Annotated in this window: 19 protein-coding genes; 13 read left to right on the top strand and 6 right to left on the bottom strand. The window is 43.0% G+C overall.

Features of this window, described 5'->3' with window-relative positions; genetic code table 11:
* Positions 1–384: 384 nt before the first annotated feature.
* Positions 385–2970: a penicillin-binding protein 1A gene (locus tag ACSLUR_RS09150; RefSeq protein WP_448553838.1), complete on the bottom strand. Its 2586-nt coding sequence runs from the start codon at positions 2968–2970 to the stop codon at positions 385–387.
* A gap of 128 nt (positions 2971–3098) precedes the next feature.
* Here ACSLUR_RS09150 and pilM point away from each other — a divergent pair, with 128 nt between their 5' ends.
* From pilM to ACSLUR_RS09105, 9 genes are all read left to right on the top strand, one after another.
* Positions 3099–4178, top strand: coding sequence for a pilus assembly protein PilM (gene pilM, locus ACSLUR_RS09145; protein ID WP_116002002.1), 1080 nt, complete (start codon positions 3099–3101; stop codon positions 4176–4178).
* Positions 4166–4756, top strand: coding sequence for a PilN domain-containing protein (locus tag ACSLUR_RS09140; protein WP_116002001.1), 591 nt, complete (start codon positions 4166–4168; stop codon positions 4754–4756). Before pilM ends, ACSLUR_RS09140 begins: the two co-directional genes overlap by 13 nt.
* The gene (gene pilO / locus ACSLUR_RS09135) at positions 4756–5361 is read left to right on the top strand and encodes a type IV pilus inner membrane component PilO (protein ID WP_448553835.1); all 606 of its coding nucleotides are present in this window, start codon (positions 4756–4758) and stop codon (positions 5359–5361) included. The genes ACSLUR_RS09140 and pilO overlap by 1 nt, the downstream gene beginning before the upstream one ends.
* Positions 5361–5885 (top strand): pilus assembly protein PilP, encoded by a 525-nt coding sequence (locus ACSLUR_RS09130; RefSeq protein WP_448553834.1) that lies wholly within the window; start codon positions 5361–5363, stop codon positions 5883–5885. Before pilO ends, ACSLUR_RS09130 begins: the two co-directional genes overlap by 1 nt.
* 11 nt (positions 5886–5896) lie before the next feature.
* Positions 5897–7957 carry a type IV pilus secretin PilQ gene (locus ACSLUR_RS09125; protein ID WP_448553832.1) on the top strand — a complete coding sequence of 687 codons (2061 nt, stop codon included), beginning with the start codon at positions 5897–5899 and terminating at the stop codon, positions 7955–7957.
* Positions 7958–8107: 150 nt separating this feature from the next.
* A complete protein-coding gene (aroK, locus tag ACSLUR_RS09120) occupies positions 8108–8626 on the top strand; it encodes a shikimate kinase AroK (RefSeq protein ID WP_116016454.1) in 519 nt (172 codons plus the stop codon).
* A complete protein-coding gene (aroB, locus tag ACSLUR_RS09115; protein ID WP_448553830.1) occupies positions 8626–9693 on the top strand; it encodes a 3-dehydroquinate synthase in 1068 nt (355 codons plus the stop codon). Before aroK ends, aroB begins: the two co-directional genes overlap by 1 nt.
* A 35-nt stretch (positions 9694–9728) precedes the next feature.
* Positions 9729–11201, top strand: a complete 1473-nt coding sequence (locus ACSLUR_RS09110) for a hypothetical protein (RefSeq protein WP_448553828.1) — start codon at positions 9729–9731, stop codon at positions 11199–11201.
* Positions 11202–11283: 82 nt separating this feature from the next.
* Complete coding sequence (locus tag ACSLUR_RS09105) at positions 11284–12105, top strand: Dam family site-specific DNA-(adenine-N6)-methyltransferase (RefSeq protein WP_448553826.1); 822 nt, start codon at positions 11284–11286, stop codon at positions 12103–12105.
* A 9-nt stretch (positions 12106–12114) separates the two neighbouring features.
* On the opposite strand, the gene ACSLUR_RS09100 is transcribed toward ACSLUR_RS09105, so the two are convergent.
* Together ACSLUR_RS09100 and ACSLUR_RS09095 are read right to left on the bottom strand one after the other, a co-directional pair.
* Positions 12115–12318, bottom strand: coding sequence for a DUF2970 domain-containing protein (locus ACSLUR_RS09100; protein WP_448553824.1), 204 nt, complete (start codon positions 12316–12318; stop codon positions 12115–12117).
* A gap of 181 nt (positions 12319–12499) precedes the next feature.
* The gene (locus ACSLUR_RS09095; RefSeq protein ID WP_448553822.1) at positions 12500–13159 is read right to left on the bottom strand and encodes a TorF family putative porin; all 660 of its coding nucleotides are present in this window, start codon (positions 13157–13159) and stop codon (positions 12500–12502) included.
* A 284-nt stretch (positions 13160–13443) separates the two neighbouring features.
* Between ACSLUR_RS09095 and rpe the strand changes: the two genes are divergently transcribed.
* Positions 13444–14121, top strand: coding sequence for a ribulose-phosphate 3-epimerase (gene rpe, locus ACSLUR_RS09090; RefSeq protein WP_448553820.1), 678 nt, complete (start codon positions 13444–13446; stop codon positions 14119–14121).
* Between the two features lie 70 nt (positions 14122–14191).
* Positions 14192–15196 (top strand): tryptophan--tRNA ligase, encoded by a 1005-nt coding sequence (gene trpS / locus ACSLUR_RS09085; protein WP_448553818.1) that lies wholly within the window; start codon positions 14192–14194, stop codon positions 15194–15196.
* Positions 15197–15339: 143 nt separating this feature from the next.
* On the opposite strand, the gene ACSLUR_RS09080 is transcribed toward trpS, so the two are convergent.
* The gene (locus ACSLUR_RS09080; RefSeq protein ID WP_448553816.1) at positions 15340–16302 is read right to left on the bottom strand and encodes an FHA domain-containing protein; all 963 of its coding nucleotides are present in this window, start codon (positions 16300–16302) and stop codon (positions 15340–15342) included.
* Positions 16293–17558 (bottom strand): S1 family peptidase, encoded by a 1266-nt coding sequence (locus tag ACSLUR_RS09075; protein ID WP_448553814.1) that lies wholly within the window; start codon positions 17556–17558, stop codon positions 16293–16295. Before ACSLUR_RS09075 ends, ACSLUR_RS09080 begins: the two co-directional genes overlap by 10 nt.
* 342 nt (positions 17559–17900) lie before the next feature.
* On the opposite strand from ACSLUR_RS09075, the gene ACSLUR_RS09070 reads away from it, so the two are divergent.
* Entirely contained in the window at positions 17901–18752 is an 852-nt protein-coding gene (locus ACSLUR_RS09070) for a hypothetical protein (protein ID WP_448553812.1), read from the top strand.
* Positions 18753–18833: 81 nt separating this feature from the next.
* On the opposite strand, the gene ACSLUR_RS09065 is transcribed toward ACSLUR_RS09070, so the two are convergent.
* Complete coding sequence (locus ACSLUR_RS09065; RefSeq protein WP_116001986.1) at positions 18834–19328, bottom strand: acyl-CoA thioesterase; 495 nt, start codon at positions 19326–19328, stop codon at positions 18834–18836.
* A gap of 306 nt (positions 19329–19634) precedes the next feature.
* On the opposite strand from ACSLUR_RS09065, the gene ACSLUR_RS09060 reads away from it, so the two are divergent.
* Positions 19635–21215, top strand: a complete 1581-nt coding sequence (locus ACSLUR_RS09060; protein ID WP_448553810.1) for an alkaline phosphatase — start codon at positions 19635–19637, stop codon at positions 21213–21215.
* Positions 21216–21222: the final 7 nt, after the last annotated feature.

Raw genomic sequence — 21222 nt, 5'->3', positions numbered from 1 at the left:
GTGGATATCAACAAACAACACTCCTTTGCACTAATGTTGTGCAGCACCAGTTTGGTGCTGGTAAATCGCATTGCACAAACAGAGTATTGGAATTTGTTAACAAACTAGTTTTCTAAGCACAATTAGAGAAAAACATTAGAAAGGCATAGCAGAAAGGCACACAAGAAAGGCTTAGCAGAGAGGCGTATAAGAAAGGTATAGAAGAGATAAGATAAATAGCAGAGAAGCTTAGCAGAAGCACATCGACTCAAAGGTACTGCAAGTAAACTAGGCTTTTCTCGCTTATTGAATTCTAGCGTTATTAAGCCAAGCTGATAACAAAACCTTAATTACCAGCTCTGACCAAGAAGCGTATTCGCTTTTTATACTGCCGTTAAATTAACGCTAGAATATTTCTTGCTCAGCGGTTTCGTCGCCATCAAGAATAATACTGCTATCGTCAACCTTGATATACTCGGTTGGTGCTGTGCCGACTTCAAAGTATTCGAATATGCTGCTCTTATCTGTTTTGGTGGTCAGCATGCCTGACTGCTTATCAATACGTACAGAGACAATATCTTCTGGAGGCTCAAAAGGTTCAATTGGCTTATCAGCAAGCGCAGCTTTCATAAATGTGATCCAAGCTGGCTGTGCTGACTTTGCACCTGCTTCGGTACCTGTAATTTGGTTTTTGCCTAAATTATTGTTGTAGCGGGTTTTACCTAAGTTACGGGTATGATCGTCAAAGCCAATCCACGAAGTTGCCACAATGCGGCGACTAAAACCTGAGAACCATGCGTCTTTCGCTTCATTTGTCGTTCCCGTTTTACCAGCAATATCTCTACGTTTAAGCGCTCTTGCGCGCCAACCTGTGCCTTGCCAGCCCGGTGTTACAGACCAATCTGCACCCCATACAGCGCTGTTGAGTGCTTGTGTAACTAAAAACGCATTTTGTTTACTAATAACGCGCTCGGCGGTTTGCAATGGCTGCTCTGCTGCTAAGTCTGTATCAATAGCTTGTATTGCCGTGGGGCGTTCGACATCGTCTATCATCTCAGTTGCAATCGTTCCAGGCGAAGCTGGGTTGGCGAATTCATGACAAGGTAGATCACAGGCTAGAGCTGGGTTAGCTTGATAAATAATATGGCCAAAAGAATCTTCAATACGTTCGATAAAGTATGGTTCAATTAAAAAGCCACCATTGGCGAAAGTCGCAAAGCCAGTTGCCACTTCAAGCGGTGTTAGCGATGCTGAGCCTAACGCTAATGACTCGTTTTCGGGCAGCTCGTCAGGAACGAAGCCAAAGCCAGACAAGTGGTCAATTATCTTGCCAAGACCCACATCTCTTAACAAGCGCACGGAAATAACGTTCTTAGACTGTGCTAAAGCGCGCTTAACTCTAATTGGACCGTTATATTCGGCTGGTGAGTTTTTAGGTCGCCAAACAACACCTGAACGACGATCCCACTGATTGATTGGTGCATCATTGACTAGGGTAGCAAGTGTGTGATCGTTTTCAAGCGCCGCTGAATACACAAATGGCTTAATGTTTGAGCCCACTTGACGTTTTGCTTGTGTAACACGATTAAATTGACTTTGTTTGAAGCTGAAGCCCCCAACAACGGCTTGAATTGCACCATTGTCAGGTGACAATGCCACCAATGCGCTACTAACTTGTGGTAGTTGGCTTAAACGGTATGTACCTGACTGCTCAACAACATAGACAAGATCACCGACATTAACGACCTCACTGGCTAGTTTAGGTGCTGGGCCTTGTTTCTGATCGCTAATAAATTCGCGAGCCCAGGATAGTCCTTGCCATGGCAGCTCAATAGAATTACCAGAACTCAAAACGGCAATAGCGCTTTGCTCGAGCACACCAATCACAACCGCAGGTTGTAAGTTTTGGTAGCTAGTAACACTCGCCAATGCCTCTTGAATTTCTAATTCAGAAAGTGGGGTATTGAGCTGTGCAAGCTGTTCTTCGGTTAGCGTGTTTTCTTCTTCATCTAAACGTGGGCGCAATGCTTTAATAGGGCCGCGATAGCCATGACGCTGATCATAACTTAGTAAGTTACTTTGTACCGCGTGTTGTGCTGCCTTTTGCAGTTTAGCAGGAATGGTTAAATAAACTTTGTAGCCACCTGTGTAGGCTTCTTCTTTGCCAAAACGGGTGACCATTTCTTGGTGCGCCATTTCAGCAATATACGGTGCGTCTAATGTAATTTCTGCCCCGTGCTTTTTAGCGGTAATCGGTGCAGATTTAGCAATTTGGTATTCCTGTTCATTGATATAGCCGCTTACTAGCATGCGCTGTAGGACCACGGCGCGACGATTTTTGGCACGTTCAGGTCGGCTAATTGGGTTAAGTGTCGACGGGGCTTTAGGTAAGCCTGCTAATACCGCAATTTGCGCTAACGTTAAGTCATTGACCTCTTTACCGTAATAAACCTGTGCGGCAGCGCCAAAACCAAACGCTCGATGACCGAGCTCAATTTTATTCATGTAAAGCTCGAGGATCTCGTCTTTGGTGAGCAAGCTCTCGATATGAAAAGAAATAAATATTTCTCGGATCTTACGCGTGTAGGTAACTTCTCGGGTCAAAAAGAAGTTGCGAGCAACTTGCATGGTGATGGTGCTTGCACCACCTTTATTTTGACCCATAAGTTTACCCACTATGGCTCGGCCCATGCCGATGGGGTCAACACCAAAGTGGTTATAGAAACGGTCGTCTTCTGTGGCTAAAATCGCTTCAACTAGCTGTTTAGGAAATTCATCAAGCGACAAGGGAATACGCTTTTTTTCACCAAATTGTGAAATCAATTCACCGTCTTGGCTGAATATCTGCATAGGTGTTTGCCAGCGCATATCTTTAAGCGAATCAACGCTTGGCAAGTCATCTTTCATTGACCAATATAGGGCAAAAAGAGATACAGCCCCTATGGCACTTAGCGCAACAGCGACTTTCGCTAAATTTTTAAATGAAAACACAGAAAAAGCTCAAAAATTGACAAAATTTTATAGGTTAGGGCTAGTATATCGTGTAAAACCATGTAATAAATGTATTTATGCGTATATTATGACTAAAATAATTACAACTATAGATTTAGTAGGAAGTTATGCTAAGCAACTTATGGAAAAAGAAAGCATCAATGATGGTTGGGATCGATATCGGTTCTCACGCTGTCAAGGCGGTGCTATTGAGTCAAGGAGATGATGGCTACACCTTAGAAGACTACGCTATTGAACCTATGCCTCGCGGCGCTATCATTGACCGCGAAATCCAAGATATTGAAGCTGTTGGCAAAGTTATTGCCAAAATTCGCAAACAAATTTCCTCTTCTGTCAAACAAGCTGCTGTTGCTGTTTCTGGTCAAACGGTAATTACCAAAGTCATTTATATGGATGTTGCGCTAAGCGATGATGAACTCGCTGGCCAAATTGAAGTTGAAGCTGACAGCCTAATTCCATACCCCCTTGATGAAGTTAGTTTAGATTTCGAAAAACTAGCGGTTAACGAGTCAGATCCTAGCAAAATTAATGTGCTACTTAGCGCCGCCCGTACAGAATCAGTTGAAGCGAGAGTTGCCGCGCTCGAAGCTGGCGGTTTTGCGACAAAAGTTGTTGACGTTGAATCTTACGCGATTAGCCGAACGTTTGATTTGTGTATGGCACAGTTGCCAGAAGATGCAGATAAGAAAATGGTTGCCATGGTTGACCTAGGCGCGACGATGACTTTGTTCTCAGCAACTAATCAAGGCGAGCATGTTTATAGTCGTGACCAAATTTTCGGTGGTGAACAGTACACTCGGTCAATTGTCTCATACTACAATCAGTCTTTTGAAGAGGCTGAATCAGCAAAAGTAAAAGGCAAGTTGCCACCTAACTACCGATTTGAAGTGTTAGCACCATTTCATACCATTTTGGTGCAGCAAATACGTCGTGCCATTCAAATGTTCTTAACCTCTAGCGGTCATGAAAAAGTTGATTATTTAATTATTTCTGGCGGCACTGCCTTGGTTGAGGGTGTTCAAGAATTGCTTACCGAGGAATTGGGTATTTTCACTGTTGTTGCTAACCCATTTGAAGGCTTAGATGTGGGAAGTAATGTGAATGAGGGTGAGTTAAAACAAGTCGCGCCTCAGTTAATGGTAGCAGCAGGATTAGCGTTAAGGAGTTTTACGCCGTGGCATATATAAACCTTCTGCCTTGGCGCGAAGAAGCGCAGCAGGCGAGGAAAAAAGAATTTATCAGCATATTAGCCTTTGTCGGGCTTTTTATGTTTTTAATTGTTTTTGCGATCAGCAGCTACTATCAAGCACAAGTTGATGGCCAGTTGGCTCGTAATCAATTTCTTAAAAATGAAATTCAAATTCTTGATGTTCGTATCGCTGAAATCAAAACTCTGAACGAGAAAAAGGATGCCCTACAAAAACGTATCAGTGTAATCGAACAGCTGCAACGTAGCCGAAACGTTGGTACGCAAGTGCTTGACGAAATTGCTAAGATTATTCCTAACGGGATTTATCTGACGAAACTGGAAAAGCAAGGCAATATTATTCACTTAACTGGTAAGAGTGAATCAAACAACCATTTAGCGAATATGATTCGTGAGATTGATTTATCTGACTTGTTCACCGATGCAACACCCGAATCCATTATTACCGATGAAGAAGCAACGAAGTTACTTAGTGACTTTAAAATGCGCGTGACCATCAAAGGCCTTGTGGGTGACCTTGATGCCGCAGTCGACCAAGCATTTCAAGGAGGCAATTAATGGAATTTGATTTTCGCAATTTTGCCGAACAGTTTGATAACCTTGAACTGGATAATATCGGCGAATGGCCGGTTGCAGCTAAAGTGGTGTTGACTATCTTTACGGCTATCGTGGTTTCGGCATTAACTTATGTTGCCTTGGTCAGCGATAAAATAACGACGCTAGATCGTGTCCGAGCGGAAGAAGCTACGTTGAAGCAAGAATATGAGTCTAAATATCATGTTGCTGCTAACCTTGAGTTGTTCCAGCAACAAATGGCGGAGGCAGAAAGTATTTTCGCAAATCAATTACGTAGCTTGCCAGAAAGTCATGAAACACCGGGCTTACTTGACGATATTACCTTTGTTGGTACCACTAGTGGCTTAGATTTTGTCAAATTAAACTGGCAGCCTGAAATCACCAAAGAGATTTATATCGAATTGCCTATCGATATTGAGGTTATTGGCGCGTACCATGAATTTGGTAGCTTTGTGAGCAAAATCGCGGGCTTACCGCGAATTGTAACGCTACATGACTTTACAATAAATATTGCACAAGTCAGTAACGAAACGCTTAACTTAAAACTACAAGCAAAAACTTATCGTTATCAGGAGGCCGGTCAGTAATGAAAAGATTAGCCTTATTATCGCTGTTAGTGCTTACCGGTTGTTTTGATGATACCAGCGATTTAAAAATTCACATTGCTAAGGTTAAAGCCAATGCGAAAAGCTACATTGAGCCGATGCCAGAAGTTCCGACTTTCAACCACTTCGAGTATGCGGCAGTTGACCTAAGAAGTCCCTTTGTCGCACCGCGCCCTGAAGTCATTCAAGAAAAATTACAACAAATTTCTGGCTGTTTAAGCCCTGATCCTCGCCGCCGTAAACAGCCTCTGGAAAAGTTTGCACTGGGTGACTTAGTGATGCGTGGTACCTTAGGTGAAGGTGGTGTTACTTGGGCTTTAGTTGAAGCCTCAGATAGTACCTTACACAGAGTTTCGATTGGTAACTATGTCGGTTTATACAATGGCAGAATTACAGAAGTCGATTCTCAAAGTGTAAAAGTTATCGAATTAACCCCTGATGGCGCAGGCTGTTGGGTAGAACGTGAAACCGAAATTGAAATGATAGAACTGGACAGTCAAAGGTAAAGGAAGTAGTGATGCTATTTAATACAACAATAATTAATAAGGTTTTTGCCCTTGCTAAACGGGCAAAAATTGTTATTGCTATGTGCTTTTACCTCATTAGCTCTACGACCGCCAATGCCTCAGATCTTATCGGTATTGCATATAACACGATTCACAATGATCAAATTGAAGTGGTTTTCTCTTTCTCGGAAGAAATTTTAGGGCAACCGGCAGTCAAAACGTCGCTAAATCCGGCAGTGATAGAAGTCAACTTTGGTAACCCTGAATTTGAAGAAGATTACGCTGAAACCATTGTTGATCATGCTGGTGTAGAAACTATTTTACTCAGTCGAGTTGATGGCGACATGGTCGCAACCATTAACTTGGACAAATTGACCGTTTTTGATGTGTCTATCGAAGGCGACCAATACGCTATCACGTTAACATATGGTCAAGCTGCTGAAGTTGTTGAACAAGTCGCACCTGCTGGTGAAGAATTTATTAACAGCATTCAAGCCATTGACTTCCGTCGTGGTGAAATAGAAGGCGAAGGACAAGTCATTATTGAGCTTGGTGATAGCGTTGTTGCTGCTGACGTATCAGATCAATTGGGTAAAGTTGTTGTTGAGTTCTACAACACGCAAATCCTTGAAGATATGCTGTATAAGTTGGACGTTACAGACTTTGCTACCATTGTTACGGGTATCGAGACTTTCCGTGAAGGTCGCAATGCTAAATTAGCGATTGAGGTTGATGGCAACTTCACTTTTGAACATGACCAACAAGAAAACGTTTTCTTGGTTAATGTGCGCAAAGAAGAAAAGCCAGTCGGCTATTTGGGAGCTGAAGAAGACTTCAGTGGTCGCACTATCGCATTAAACTTCCAAGATATCTCGGTACGTACCGTGTTGCAGATTATTGCTGACTATAACGAATTCAACTTAATTACGAGTGATACGGTAACAGGTAACATTACCCTGCGTTTAGATGGTGTGCCTTGGGATCAAGCGCTTGATATTATCTTGAAAGTTAAGGGTCTTGATAAGCGCATGCAGGGTAACATCTTAATGGTTGCGCCTAGCGATGAGCTTGCCGCGCGTGAGGCTAAGAACTTACAGGCACAGCAGCAGGTAGAAGAGCTGGCGCCATTGTACTCGGAATATCTGCAGATTAATTATGCCAAAGCATCTGAATTGGCTAATTTAATCAAGAATGAAGACACTAGTATCCTATCTGGACGCGGAACCGTGTCGGTTGATGAACGTACAAATACCCTGCTGGTTAGAGATACCGCTAAGAGTATTGAAGATATCAAACGAATGATCGATATTTTAGATATTCCAGTGCGCCAGGTCGTGATTGAAGCACGTATGGTAACGGTAACTGACGATATCAACGAGCAATTAGGTATTCGTTGGGGTATCACGGATACTGACGGCGAATATTCTACATCAGGCAGCTTAACTGGCGCAGATTCAGCCGGTGGTGGTGTCGTACCTGATATTGCTGATCGCCTTAACGTTAACCTTCCGGTGCCTAACCCAGCTGGTAGCATTGCGTTCCAAATTGCGCGTTTAGCTGATGGTACGATTCTGGATTTAGAGTTAAGTGCGCTTGAGCAAGAGAATAAAGGTGAAATCATTGCTAGCCCACGTATTACGACAGCTAACCAAAAAGAAGCCTTTATTGAACAGGGTGTTGAGATTCCTTATCAAGAGGCTGCATCTAGTGGTGCGACGTCAACTCAATTTAAAAAGGCGGTATTGAGCTTAACGGTTACACCGCAAATTACCCCAGATGACAACATCATTCTAGATCTAGGTGTGACACAAGATACGGTTTCGGATGTTACCAGCGGTCAAGCGCCAGCGATTGATACACAGCGTATTGGCACACAAGTACTGGTTAAAAATGGTGAAACGATTGTTTTAGGTGGTATTTACCAGCAGTCAATTATCAGTGCGGTATCAAAAGTGCCAGTATTAGGTGATATCCCATACTTTGGTTGGATGTTCAGAAATACTAATAACTTTAATGAAAAGAAAGAGTTACTTATTTTTGTGACGCCCCGCATCGTTACTGAACACTTTTAAAAAGCCCTCAAAAATCAAGTAAGTGGCGTAATTTTTGGTCACTTACTTGCATTCTCCCGTCAACAATTGCGATAATTACGCCCTTGAAATTTTTGAGAGGAGTTTCCTCTTACCTATTTACACTATTTTTACGAGAATTAAGTAAGTCTAATGGCAGAAAAACGTAATATTTTCCTAGTAGGCCCGATGGGCGCTGGTAAAAGCACTATCGGTCGAGAATTAGCAGATAAGCTTCACTTAGAGTTTTTCGATTCAGATCAAGAAATTGAACGTCGTACAGGTGCTGACATCTCTTGGGTTTTTGACTTAGAAGGCGAAGAAGGCTTCCGTAAAAGAGAAGAAACTGTCATTGATGACCTTACCGAAATGCAAGGTATTGTGTTAGCTACAGGTGGCGGTTCGGTTATTAGTCCACAAGTTAGAAACCGTCTATCGGCTCGCGGTATTGTGGTTTACCTTGAAACAACTATCGACAAGCAAGTAGCTCGCACTCAGCGCGATCGTCGTCGTCCTTTATTACAAACGTCTGAAGACCCTCGCGTAGTACTTGAAAACTTGGCAGTAGAGCGCAATCCGCTTTATGAAGAAATTGCTGACGTGATCATCCAAACTGACGATCAAAGCGCTAAAGTTGTTGCTCATAAGATTGTTGAACGTTTAGATTTTTAATGGCTACCTTACGTGTTGAGCTGGGTGAGCGTAGTTACCCAATATATATTGCGCCGAGACTACTTGAGCAAAGCAGTCCGCTCGCTCAACACATCAAATCAAAGCGCGTTTGCGTTATCTCAAACGACATTGTATTTCCCCTATACGTCGAGAAGCTGCTCGCTGCACTAACCGATTTTCAAGTTGATTACTTGGTATTACCTGATGGTGAGCAAGAAAAAAGCTTGGCCAACTTCGATCGTATCATGAGCCACATGCTAGAGCATGGTCATGGTCGAGACTCAACCTTGATTGCGCTCGGTGGTGGAGTTATCGGTGACATTACAGGCTTTGCAGCTGCTTGTTATCAACGTGGTGTCGATTTTATCCAAATACCTACTACGCTGCTATCGCAAGTAGATTCTTCGGTAGGTGGTAAAACTGCGATTAACCACCCGCTTGGCAAGAATATGGTCGGTGCATTTTACCAGCCTAACGCTGTACTGATTGATATTACATCTTTAAATACACTACCTGCTCGTGAATTTGCTGCAGGTATGGCGGAAGTTATCAAATACGGTATTTTAGGCGATGCCGAGTTTTTTGCCTGGCTTGAAGAGCATAAAGCAGGAATCAAAGCACAAGAACCAGAGCTCTTGCAGCAAGTTATTGCTCGCTGCTGTCAATGTAAAGCAGATATTGTTGCCGAAGATGAGAAAGAAGCGGGTAAGCGTGCTTTGCTTAATTTAGGCCATACTTTTGGTCACGCCATTGAAGCTGAGCAAGGCTACGGGGTTTGGTTACACGGTGAAGCTGTAGCCGCTGGTATGGTTATTGCTTCGACACTTTCAGTAGAACGAGGTTTGCTGTTAGCGCCAGAACTACGTCGCATAGAGCAATTGATTGCATATTTTGATTTACCGACAACATCTCCATCCGATATGGGGCTTGATGCTTATCTAAAGCATATGAAACGGGATAAGAAAAATATTGCTGGTCAATTGCGATTTGTCCTGCCTACCGGTATTGGTAGCAGTGAAGTTGTGGGTGATGTGACGATTGAGGAGCTAAAGCAACTTTTGGATTAATTAAGTGACTGAGGCTGCTCAGTACGGATGGCTCCATGATGGCTCTAGCAACCAGCGAAAATCAAACAACGGATAAGAATGTTATGTCAATAAGCACCAATGCTCGCATTGACTACATTTTGAAGTTTTCCCGCCATATGGTGGTGGTGCTAGACGATCAGCAATCTGGTTTTGGTTCCATTTCCGGCACTTACCTAGAATCCCTTTCTGAACAAACTAATGCAGCCCTTGTACCTGTCTCTAGCAAATTGAATGATGTACAAGTGCGAGCTCGCATCAACGAACAACTCTTCCCGGGTGAAGCATTCGATCCCGAAATATCGCTTACGCAAAGCGTTGTTGAACACTATATCAACCAACAATTACCGATCGCGATTGTCATTGAACATGCCCATCATTTGTCTCTGCAAATAGTACACGAACTGACGTTATTGTCAGAGCTTGCAAAAAAATCAGGCCGAGATATTGCCGTTGTATTGTTAGGCCAGACGGCTTTGGGCAAGCTGGTCGTTACAAACTACAGCTTATTCAATAAAAAACTGTCGATGATCTCTGCGGCCAATGGGCAATTGATCTCAGTAAATGCCGAACTCTTCAAATCAAAGGTCAGCTTTTTAACCTTAACACCGTTTAATAAACTAGTGATTGGGCTAGTTGTGTTACTGGCACTGACCTTTGTTACGCTTTATGTCTTGTATCAACGTGATGCCATGACGTTTAGTCAACTACCTGAACAAAATGAATTGAGTGCAGACACAGCGACTGTTGTCAAAGCCAATGAATTGATTGCTTCTAGTGGAGCTAGCAAAGAACAGTCTGCAGAAGCTGCAACGGCTGAGTATATTGGCGAGGCTCTTGTTGGCGCTCAAAGCCTGCAAGTTGAACCACAAGTTGCAAACCCACAAGAGATTTTAACTGCGTTATTGTCATTCGGAACATCACCAGAAACATCTTTAAATACGACACAAGATATGTCAGCGGGCGAGGTAATTGTTAATGCAGGTCCAGCGGCGCCTATTGATGTGTTATCAGCATTAGCCTCTGTTGAAACAGAATCGGAGCTAAAGGGTGATGCTAAAGAGCTTCTTGCAGTACCAACAGCAGCTGCTACTAAGGTACTGGATGAGTACAATACCAACGACGATTCAGCAAGTAATAACGAGCAACTGGCATATGATTCCAAATATTTTGATACAGGAATTGAAGGTGTTGTTATTCAATTTGCAAACTTAGCATTAACAAATGTTAGCGATAATCAAGAAAGTACTAAGCAGCAAGCGGAAAGCTTGGCAGCGAGCTTTGCCCAACGATATCAACTAACGCAATACCAGTACTACACGCGTCTCTTGAACAGCCAGCCTTACGTGGTAGTGACTTCCATGACTTATGCACAACGTGCTGCGGCGGTAAGTGCAATGAAACAATTAAGTGAAGAATTGCAACAGTCAGGTATTTGGATTAAATCAACAAAAACCATTGCTACCGAAATGGCCGCAAGCAACCGTTAGCCCTTAAAAAACATTGGTCTTAGCAGGGATTCAAGCTACAATCCCCAGTCGATTTAATGGTAGTAGTGGAACTGTTGGCTGAATGACCAATAAAAACAGAGCATTTTTAAAGTGGGCGGGTGGCAAGTACACGTTGTGTGACGTCATCAACAAAATGCTCCCCAAAGGTGAGTGCTTAATTGAGCCTTTTGTTGGTGCAGGTTCAGTCTTCCTAAATAGCAACTTTTCACGCTATATCTTAAACGATATCAATCGCGATTTGATTAATCTGTATCAAATTCTTAAAGATACGCCAGAGCAATATATTAATGACGCCGCCAAGTTGTTTATTGAGCAAAATAATCAGGCCGACGCTTATTATGACTTGCGTAAAGCATTTAATGAAACTGACGATATCTATCAGCGCTCACTGCTATTCCTTTACCTAAACCGTCACGGTTATAACGGTCTTTGTCGTTATAACAAGTCAGGTGGTTACAATGTGCCTTTTGGTAAATATAAAAAGCCGTATTTTCCTGAAAAAGAGCTTCAGGTATTTGCTGAAAAAGCGCAACGGGCGACGTTCGTTTGTGAAAACTATCGAGATACTTTTGCTAGGGCTCAGCAAGGGGATGTGATTTATTGTGATCCGCCATATGTACCACTAAGTAAAACCGCTAGTTTTACTTCCTATGCTGGTAACGGGTTTGGTCTTGATGAGCAAGCGGATTTGGCTAATGCTGCGGAGGAAACTGTCGCAGAAGTGAAAGGGACGAGTGTGCTGATCAGCAATCACGACACAATTTGGACACGCAAAATTTACCAGCACGCTCATCGCATTCGCAAACTAAATGTGGCGCGTACCATTAGTCAAAAAGCAACTAACCGCAAAAAAGTGGGCGAATTAATGGCGCTTTATAGGTAGCCGCCCCATTTAGGCCGGCATGACAAAGGTAACGGCCAACACTAGACTCATCACAAATAAGATCACGGCGACAAGCCCAACTAAGATAAACTGGAGTGGTTTCCCTTTATTGAAATCTTGTTTGTGGTTGGTACTGCTTTGCACACCAAAAAATGCCGCGCCAACACTTTTAAACGTTTGCCACCAGCTTAGGTCTTTTTCATTATCACGCATTTTTTTATCCCTCGCCAATGCGACGATTGCTTGCTATGAGTATGCAAAATTGTATAAAAAATGACAATAACGTTGGGGTTGGCTAAATAATACAAAAGAAAAGGCACTTACATGAAGTCATGTAAGTGCCTAGTATTAAGTTTTGTTGTGCTTGGTTTAGCTTAGCTCAGTATGGCTTCGCTTAGAAAGTTGTACCCCAGCTCACAACAAATTTGGTGTCATCATCGCCAGAGTCTTCATCAGCTCGTGATACCGTAAAGGTAAAATCACCTTTGCTCACATCTAACTGGAAGTGACCGTAATCGCTATCGCTACCGGCATCAAAGTCGTAGTAGCCATAGGTAAGGCCTACGCTGTATTCTTTCGCAACTTCAAAGCCGTAGCCAACGCTGTAGTAGATGTCACCTGTGTCGAATAGTGAACCATCGTCAACTTGGCTGTTTACAGTGTAAGCAACACCAAAGCTGAAGTCAGCGTAACTACCATTTAAGTAAATTTCACCAAAGTCACCGTCATCTAAGTCTGCATAGTGGTATAAAATGTAGCCAACGTCGTAGCCAAAATCACCTGCTTCACCACCATAACCTAGATAGAAGTCAGTTTCTGCACCGTTACCGTCGCCTAATGAACCAACCCATGTACCGGCATAAAAGCCACTGTCATTGCTGTAATCGATACCGCCCGATACTGAAGCAGAGTCAGAGCTCTGGCTTACGCCACGCCATAAGTAGTTGCTTGTTGCACCAATATTAGCCTCGACAGCCGCTTGTGCTTGATTAGGTACTACCACCATAGTTGCTAAGCTTGAAGCAACCGCCATTCCCATTAGTACTTTTTTCATGTGTATACTCTCTATGTTTTTATTGTTGCTAAAGATATAGCAAAGCAAGTGCCTAATTTGAGTAATTGCTTGAAAATCATTTATTTCTAATAATAACAGTGGTTTATTGTTAATGTGAATAAGGTTTTACTTACCGTAGAGTTGAAAGTTGCTCATAAATAGTGCAGATGAACGCGAAGTGTGTCCAAATGAGTGCATAAAAATCGAACGTTTGTTGTGGCTTTCGCTTCAATATTGACTGTGGTTTAGGTAAAGTAGCGCAGATTTTCTGCTAGGGTACATGTATGTCTTCGTTTTTAATTGCACCGTCTATTCTTTCAGCTGATTTTGCCAGACTTGGCGATGATGTCGCTCGCGTGTTAGCAGCGGGAGCTGATGTGGTTCACTTTGATGTGATGGATAACCACTATGTCCCAAACTTAACCTTTGGTCCTATGGTATGCCAATCGTTGCGTGACTATGGTATTACCGCACCAATTGATGTGCACTTAATGGTTAAGCCTGTTGATAGCTTAGTGCCTGAGTTTGCGAAAGCAGGGGCTGACATTATTACCTTTCATCCAGAAGCAACCGATCATGTTGATCGCACATTGCAGTTAATTAAAGATCATGGCTGTAAGGCTGGCTTAGTGCTAAACCCTGCAACGCCATTGAACATACTTGACCATGTGATGCATCGCCTTGACGTTATTTTACTCATGTCGGTAAATCCGGGCTTTGGTGGGCAATCATTTATTCCGACAACGCTGGATAAGCTTCGCGCAGTGAAACAGCGTATTTTAGCAAGCGGTCGTGATATTCGTTTAGAAATTGATGGCGGTGTTAAAGTGGATAACATCGCTGAAATTGCGGAAGCAGGCGCAGATATGTTTGTCGCTGGTTCAGCAATATTTTCACAACCTGATTACCGCACGGTGATTGAGCAAATGCGCGCTGAACTCGCATCGGTAACCAGCAAATAATCCAGTATTTAAGCTAGAGCGTGTTGATTTAGTCAGCAACTACTAAGTAATTTAGAAATAAGAGAGCAAAATGAGTAAACCAATTGTATTAAGTGGCTGTCAGCCATCTGGCGAATTGACGATAGGAAACTACCTAGGCGCACTGAAGCAGTGGGTTAATATGCAAGACGATCACGAGTGTTATTACATGCTTGTTGATCAACATGCCATTACTGTTCGTCCAGACCCCGCGGCGCTTAGAAAAGCGACTTTAGATGGTTTAGCACTGTACCTTGCATGTGGTGTTGACCCACAAAAGAGCACCATCTTTATTCAGTCACACGTGCCAGAGCATGCACAGCTTAGCTGGGTACTTAACTGTTACACTCAGATGGGTGAGTTAAACCGCATGACACAGTACAAAGATAAGTCGCAAAAATCAGAAGCTAATATGAATTCTGGTTTGTTTACCTATCCGGTGCTAATGGCGGCTGATATCTTACTTTACAGCGCAGATCGTGTACCTGTCGGTGACGACCAAAAACAGCACCTAGAATTGGCACGTGACATTGCAACACGTTTTAACAACTTGTATGGCGATATCTTTACAGTACCTGATCCACATATTCCAGAATTTGGTGCGCGTATTATGAGCTTGCAAGATCCACTGAAGAAAATGTCAAAATCAGACGATAATGCGAACAACTTCATCGGTTTGCTAGAAGACACTAAAAAGATCACGAAAAAAATTAAGCGTGCGGTAACAGACTCTGATGAGCAAGCGCGTATTTACTTTGATGTGGCAGAAAAGCCAGGTGTGTCTAACTTGTTGTCATTGCTATCATGTGCAACGGGTAAGACGGTTGAGAGCCTAGTGCCTGACTATGAAGATAAAATGTATGGTCATTTAAAAGGTGATGTTGCTGAAGCAGTAGTCGCTTTACTTGAACCAATTCAAACACGTTACAATCAATACCGTGAAGACCAAGCATTCTTAGAGCAAGTGATGCGCGACGGCGCGGAAAAAGCTTCTGCTCATGCAAGCAAGGTGTTAACTAAGGTATACGACGCGATTGGCTTTGTTGCTAAGCCCTAGTCTGCCCAGCAATAGACTGCCGAACAATAGTCTGCCCATCCTATTGTTTAAATAATGAAGAATTAAACAATAAAAATCACACAAATAAAAAAGCGAGTCTTGGTTCTCAAGGCTCGCTTTTTTGATCTTAATAACTGTGCAGGTTATTTATCCGTTAACGATTGCTGGCGTGTTTTCTCAAATAACTTCTCAGCATCGTCGAGGAAGCCATCTACATCACTGCTGCTCGAGTATAAATAGCTCGGTGGCATGATGGTGGCATCGTATTGTGGTCTAGGATTGAATTCTGGCTGTCTGCTGAAATGCACTAAAGCTCCACCACCAAAGAATATTAACGTTAAGGTTGCTGCCGCAGCCATACGTCGACGCTCACTCATATGAAAACCGATATAGCAGTTTAGCCAAAATAGAGTAAATGCCACGCCAATAGGCAAAGCATAGGTGAGCCATGCGATAGGCCAATTGCTGGAAGTATTAAAACTAACCAAGGCTTGCACTATATCGGTGAGCATCAGTAGCAAGAAGAATACAAAACATGTGCCGATTTGATGCATTACTCTGGCGTCGTTCTTGGTCAAATGCGACACCAAGGAAACGAGTGCTGGCCATATGCTAAATACCAAGGCCATGCCAATGGCAGGCACAAGCAACTGGGTAAAATTAACTTCTTTGCCTTTATCAAGGTAAGTTAACCAACCGGAGGCGAGTGTAAAGAGCACAATGCTTAAACCAATGACCATTGGGTTGCGAGCAAGATTGATTAGCGTTTCAAAGGCACTAAATGGCACACTCTCTGATACGGGGTGTTGTGGAAATAGCAGGCGGATTTGGCTGTTGCCAAGGGCAATCACATCGCCTGATTTAACAATGTGACCATGAGCTGTTTGTTTACTTTGCCCTAAAAAAGAGCCATTAAGGCTATTGTCATCTTCAACTACCCAGTCTTCGCCATTGTAATTAACCGACAAGTGCTCAGGGCAAACATGAGGGTCGCTAACAATAACGTCGTTAGTGTAGGCTCGGCCAATTTTTACCGAGCCATTATTATACTTTTGGCGGCTGATAAGCTTATGGCCTTTGCTCAGCTCTTCGATAATTATTTCCATGATACTGACTCCATAAACTGCTTAGTAAAGGCCAATGCCATGTTCTTTTCGACGCCTGCAATGGTGAAGTGGCTGATTAAGGCTTGCGTATCACGGTCAACCGATAAACCTAGATAAAGTACATCAAATAAGTCGGGAAACTTTTTATAGTTGCGTGTGCACAAAATACTTTTGTTGTTAATTTTGCTAGATGCTGGCATCACAATGTCGTGATGGCAGGCAAATTCGGTAACATCGTCTTTCGTCGCTTTGTTACTTGCAACTGCACGTGCGACTTGGCGCTGATATAAATGATAAAACTTAAAATCGCTAATTTTACTGGTTTCCATATATTGGAACTGCATTTCGATGCCACCAGTAAAAAAGTTGTTATCGATAAAAGTGTCTTCATCCATTGCACAATTGGCGACAACTGATTGAATAAGCGCATCTTGCTTATCGGTATTCGACTCACCCCAACAGCGGATAAAAGGTACATCGATGGTTGGAATTATACCGTAGCCTAGCATTTTGGGCTGCCACTGGCTGGTCAACAGGGTATCGACCATGGCTTTTTGATTGGCAATAAGTTGCTCCGCCATTTGTTGCTCTATGGTTTCAGGAGGCGAGCTTTTATAGCCTTTAAACAGCTTAGCTAGCTTGTCATGAGGCACTAAAAACCCGATCTGATTACCCGAAGTGGCAACATTTATACCAACGACTTGCTCTGCTTTGTTAACCACTGGGCCGCCACTCATGCCAGAGTTCACTGAACCCGTAAAATGGATTTTGTCAGTAAAGGATTCTTTTTTTAGACCGTTGTAGGTACCGGGAACCACAATCATTCCAAGATCATGCGGGTTACCTAACGAAAAGAGTTTTTCACCTTTGGTTGGCGCGTTCTCTGCAATCGAGAAAAATGCCATTGGCGCAGGCACTTCGCGCTTAACCAAGGCCAGATCATTGATAACATCAACACTGGCTAAGCTTAGCTCGCCTTTATTGCCTTGATGATCTAAATATTGAATGTGATATTTCTCAGGGTACTGGGCATGGCCTGAAATAACGTGATAGTTAGTTGCGATTAATCCGTCGGCGGTAATTTGAAAACCTGAGCCAATTGTTGATTTTTCACCACTGGCCTTATCAATTAGCCGGATTTGGTATAGTGATGGTGCTAACTGTTTAAAAATTGTGCCCGCTTGTTCAGCTGCCGACAGCTTAAACACAGAGAAAAGTGGGCTGAAGATTAACAGCAGAGTAATTAATACCTTCATTAAGACTTCCATTGCTTCTAATTAAATTCATTGTGCCAAGTATTTGAGGTAACCAACAGTACTTAAATGAAAAAATCATTAATTGCATAAATTGGTTGAGTACTCGATTTGACGCTACAGATAAAAGTACGATGCAGCAGGCGTTTTATTTCAGTTTTTCATTATTTTTCTTTCATAACCATAAGTGTTTGAAAAATATACAGTAAGTCGTCGGGGATTTTTACATGTACATACTCACTTGAAATGTTGATGTTTTTAAGTAATTGAAATAATTAGGTAAATTTCATCTGGTACTACCTTTGCTTACTAAAGCACGTTTTATCAAGTAGCAAGGAGCAATAAATGCTTAAAAAACAAAAACTAGGACTAGCCTTTCTCTCTTCTGTACTAATTTTCTCACAACAAGCCTCGGCTTCTTTAATTGATGGTTGGGGGGTGTATGTTAACTCGCAAGTTGTTGGAGACTGCGGCCATAGTAGCTGTAGTGTGAATAGTGACTTCTTTCCTAATATCATTGCCTACGATGAAGAAGGTGGTCAACACCACAGCTCAGGCTCAGTGGGCGGATACAGTGATTTTGGTGAGTCTAGAGCCTATGCAAATCTTGACGGCTTTGGCTTTTTGCCAACCTTAAAAGTCTACGCAAGTTCTGAATTTGGTGAAAACAGTATCGCTCGAGCATTTGCGGTGCAGCATTACACCTACCAAGGAAGTGATGATCACACCGTAGATTTAAATTTCAACTTGCATGGTGTTGTGTCACCTTCTGGAGTTGATGTTACTAATTATCTCACGGCTTCTGTCGCGGTATTAACTGGCCCAAGTGATCGCTTTTTACGCTGGGATCCGTTTGATATTGAGTATCTATACGATGAACTGGGTGGAAACTTTGAGCAAGTGGGTATTGAACAAGTAGGCATTGAGCTTGGTGAGCAGGACGTCCCAAGCAGCTTGTCATTTAATATCGACAATGGCCAGTCATTTTATGTATTGACTGAAATTTCAGCGTCTACGTTTGCAGGTACTGCCGATGGTTGGAATACGCTGTCACTTAATTTTACAGACACGAGTGGCTTAACTGCGGCCTTTGGTGGCAGCTTATCTAACAACCAGCCTGCGGTTGCGGTGCCATTACCGACAACTTGGCTGATGTTAATCTTAGGTATAGGCTTAATTGCTCGTCGTCGCGTATAACGCTTTTGCAACGACAAATATTAGGCAGTTTGCAGCCCAGTGCTGCACTGTTTAAGTTTACCGTTAAGGTTTAGGGTGGTGTTATTTCCACCCTAATTTTTCTTCAAAATCATTATCGAGCTTTTTAGCAAAGTCTTTCGCTTGAATTGCCACTTTTTCAAGCTGCTTGTCTTCGTCGCTAATCGCCGTATACGCAGGAACTGGCGTTGGATAGCCAGTATCATCGACCGCCATAAAAGTAATGAAACACCGGTTGGTAACCGCTTGTTTACCTGTTTTGGGGTCGCCAGCGCGCACAACTACATAGATATGCATACTCGATTTTCCGGTATGAACAATTCGCGCTTCAATGCTAATCAACTGGCCGACAAGAATTGGTCGAATAAACCGTATCGCGTTAGCCGACACCGTTACACAGTAGTGTTTACTCCACTGAGCAGCACATGCATAGGAAGCTTGATCTATCCACTTCATCACCATACCGCCGTGTACTTTGCCACCAAAATTAACATCAGTTGGCTCAGCCAGAAAACGAAACTCTACGGTATTACTTGTGGGGGTGTTATCTGTTGTCATAAATAGCCCTATTTATGCAATTGCTGAATAAATTAAATCTGATAATCATCTAGTTATCATATAAATGCAAATGCTTCTGGTGGGAAAAGCCGCCATTTTTAGTCGTCATTCACAAAATGACACCTGTGTGACACTTGTTGGTCTAGTGTCAACAATTGTTCATACGCCAGTCATAAACACGCCACCTAGCTGTCATTTTTCTCACCTATATTCAGTTCGCTGTTGGGCAACTTCTGCGGCAAAGAAGAATAAAAAGAGCCCTTAAAAGCAACTTCAAACTAAAAACAAACTTCAGAGGAACGAGACATGCATTCTCGATGGATTCTTCGCTCGCTAATTGCTTCGGCACTAGCAACGAGCGCACAGGCTGCAGTGCTACCAGATGTGCAAAAATCAAGTAGCTGGTACAGCAATGCAGAGCAAGTGATCACAAACAAGCTAGGGCAAAAAACCAAAGACAAAGCAAAAAATGTCATTTTATTTGTCGGTGACGGTATGGGAATTTCTACCTTAACGGCAGCACGTATTTTACAAGGGCAATTGGCAGGGCAATCAGGCGAAGAAGGTTATTTGTCGTTTGAAACTTTCCCTTATTCTGCGCAGGTTAAAACTTACAATGTTGACGCGCAAACTCCTGATTCTGCGGGCACCATGACGGCAATGATTTCTGGAGTAAAAACCGATGTTGGAGTTATCGGTGTTGACGAAGATATCGAACGTGGCAATTGCGCAACCGTTAAAGGTAATGAGCTAGTCAGCGCAGTTGAGCTTGCAGAAATTCGTGGTCTATCAACGGGTGTGGTTTCGACTGCTCGTATTACGCACGCAACACCAGCAGCTACCTACGCAAAATCAGCTGATCGCAATTGGGAAGATGTGTCAGACATGCCAGAGTCCGCTGTTGCTGGCGGGTGTGAAGATATCGCCTCTCAGCTCGTTAATTTCGAAAAGAATTTAGAAATGCGCTTTCCTGGTATTGATGTAGACGGTATTGAAGTTGCCATGGGCGGTGGCCGTCGTCATTTCTTACCTAAAGATGCGGCATTTAACAGTGCTGATGCACGCAGTGAAGTAGAAGGCGATCGCACCGACGAGCGTGACCTGACTGCCGAATGGCAAGCCACGTACAGCAGCGGCACCTACGTTATGGACAAAGCGGGTTTTGATGCAATTGACGCTTCAACCGCAACGAAAGTACTGGGCTTATTTAATGAATCACATATGCAATATGAAGCCGATCGCGCTAACGATATTGCCGGTGAGCCTTCACTTTCTGAAATGACCAGCAAGGCGATTGATATCTTAGACAACAATGACAAAGGTTATTTGTTAGTGGTTGAGTCAGGCCGTATAGATCATGGTCACCACGCAGGTAATGCTTATAACGCACTTTACGATACTGTTGAGTTCGCCAAAGCTGTGCAAGCGGCAGCTGACGCGACAGACCCTGAAGAAACCTTGATTTTGGTAACAGCGGATCACAGCCATGTATTTACCATTGCCGGTTACCCTAAACGTGGTAATCCAATTTTAGGGAAAGTGGTCTCAGTAGGCAGCGACGAGCCAAGTTTAGCCTCTGACGGCATGCCCTACACCACACTTGGTTATACAAATGGTCGTGGTTTTGCTGATTTAGGCAGTGAAACGAATGCTGACGCTATTTACGGCATTGACCCAAATGCGGGTCGTAAAGATATTTCCGCGGTTGATACCACAGCCCCAGGTTTCCACCAAGAAGCCACTATTCCGTTAAGCTCTGAAACCCATGCTGGTGAAGATATTTCACTTCATGCCAAAGGTCCAGGTGCACATTTAGCCCAAGGTGTTGTTGAGCAAAATGTTGTATTTCATTTAATTAATCAATCCCTTGGCTTACTGAACGACTAGGAGTAGT

The sequence above is a fragment of the Thalassotalea montiporae genome, from assembly GCF_053485855.1.
This window is presented reverse-complemented; position numbering and strand designations above follow the sequence as displayed.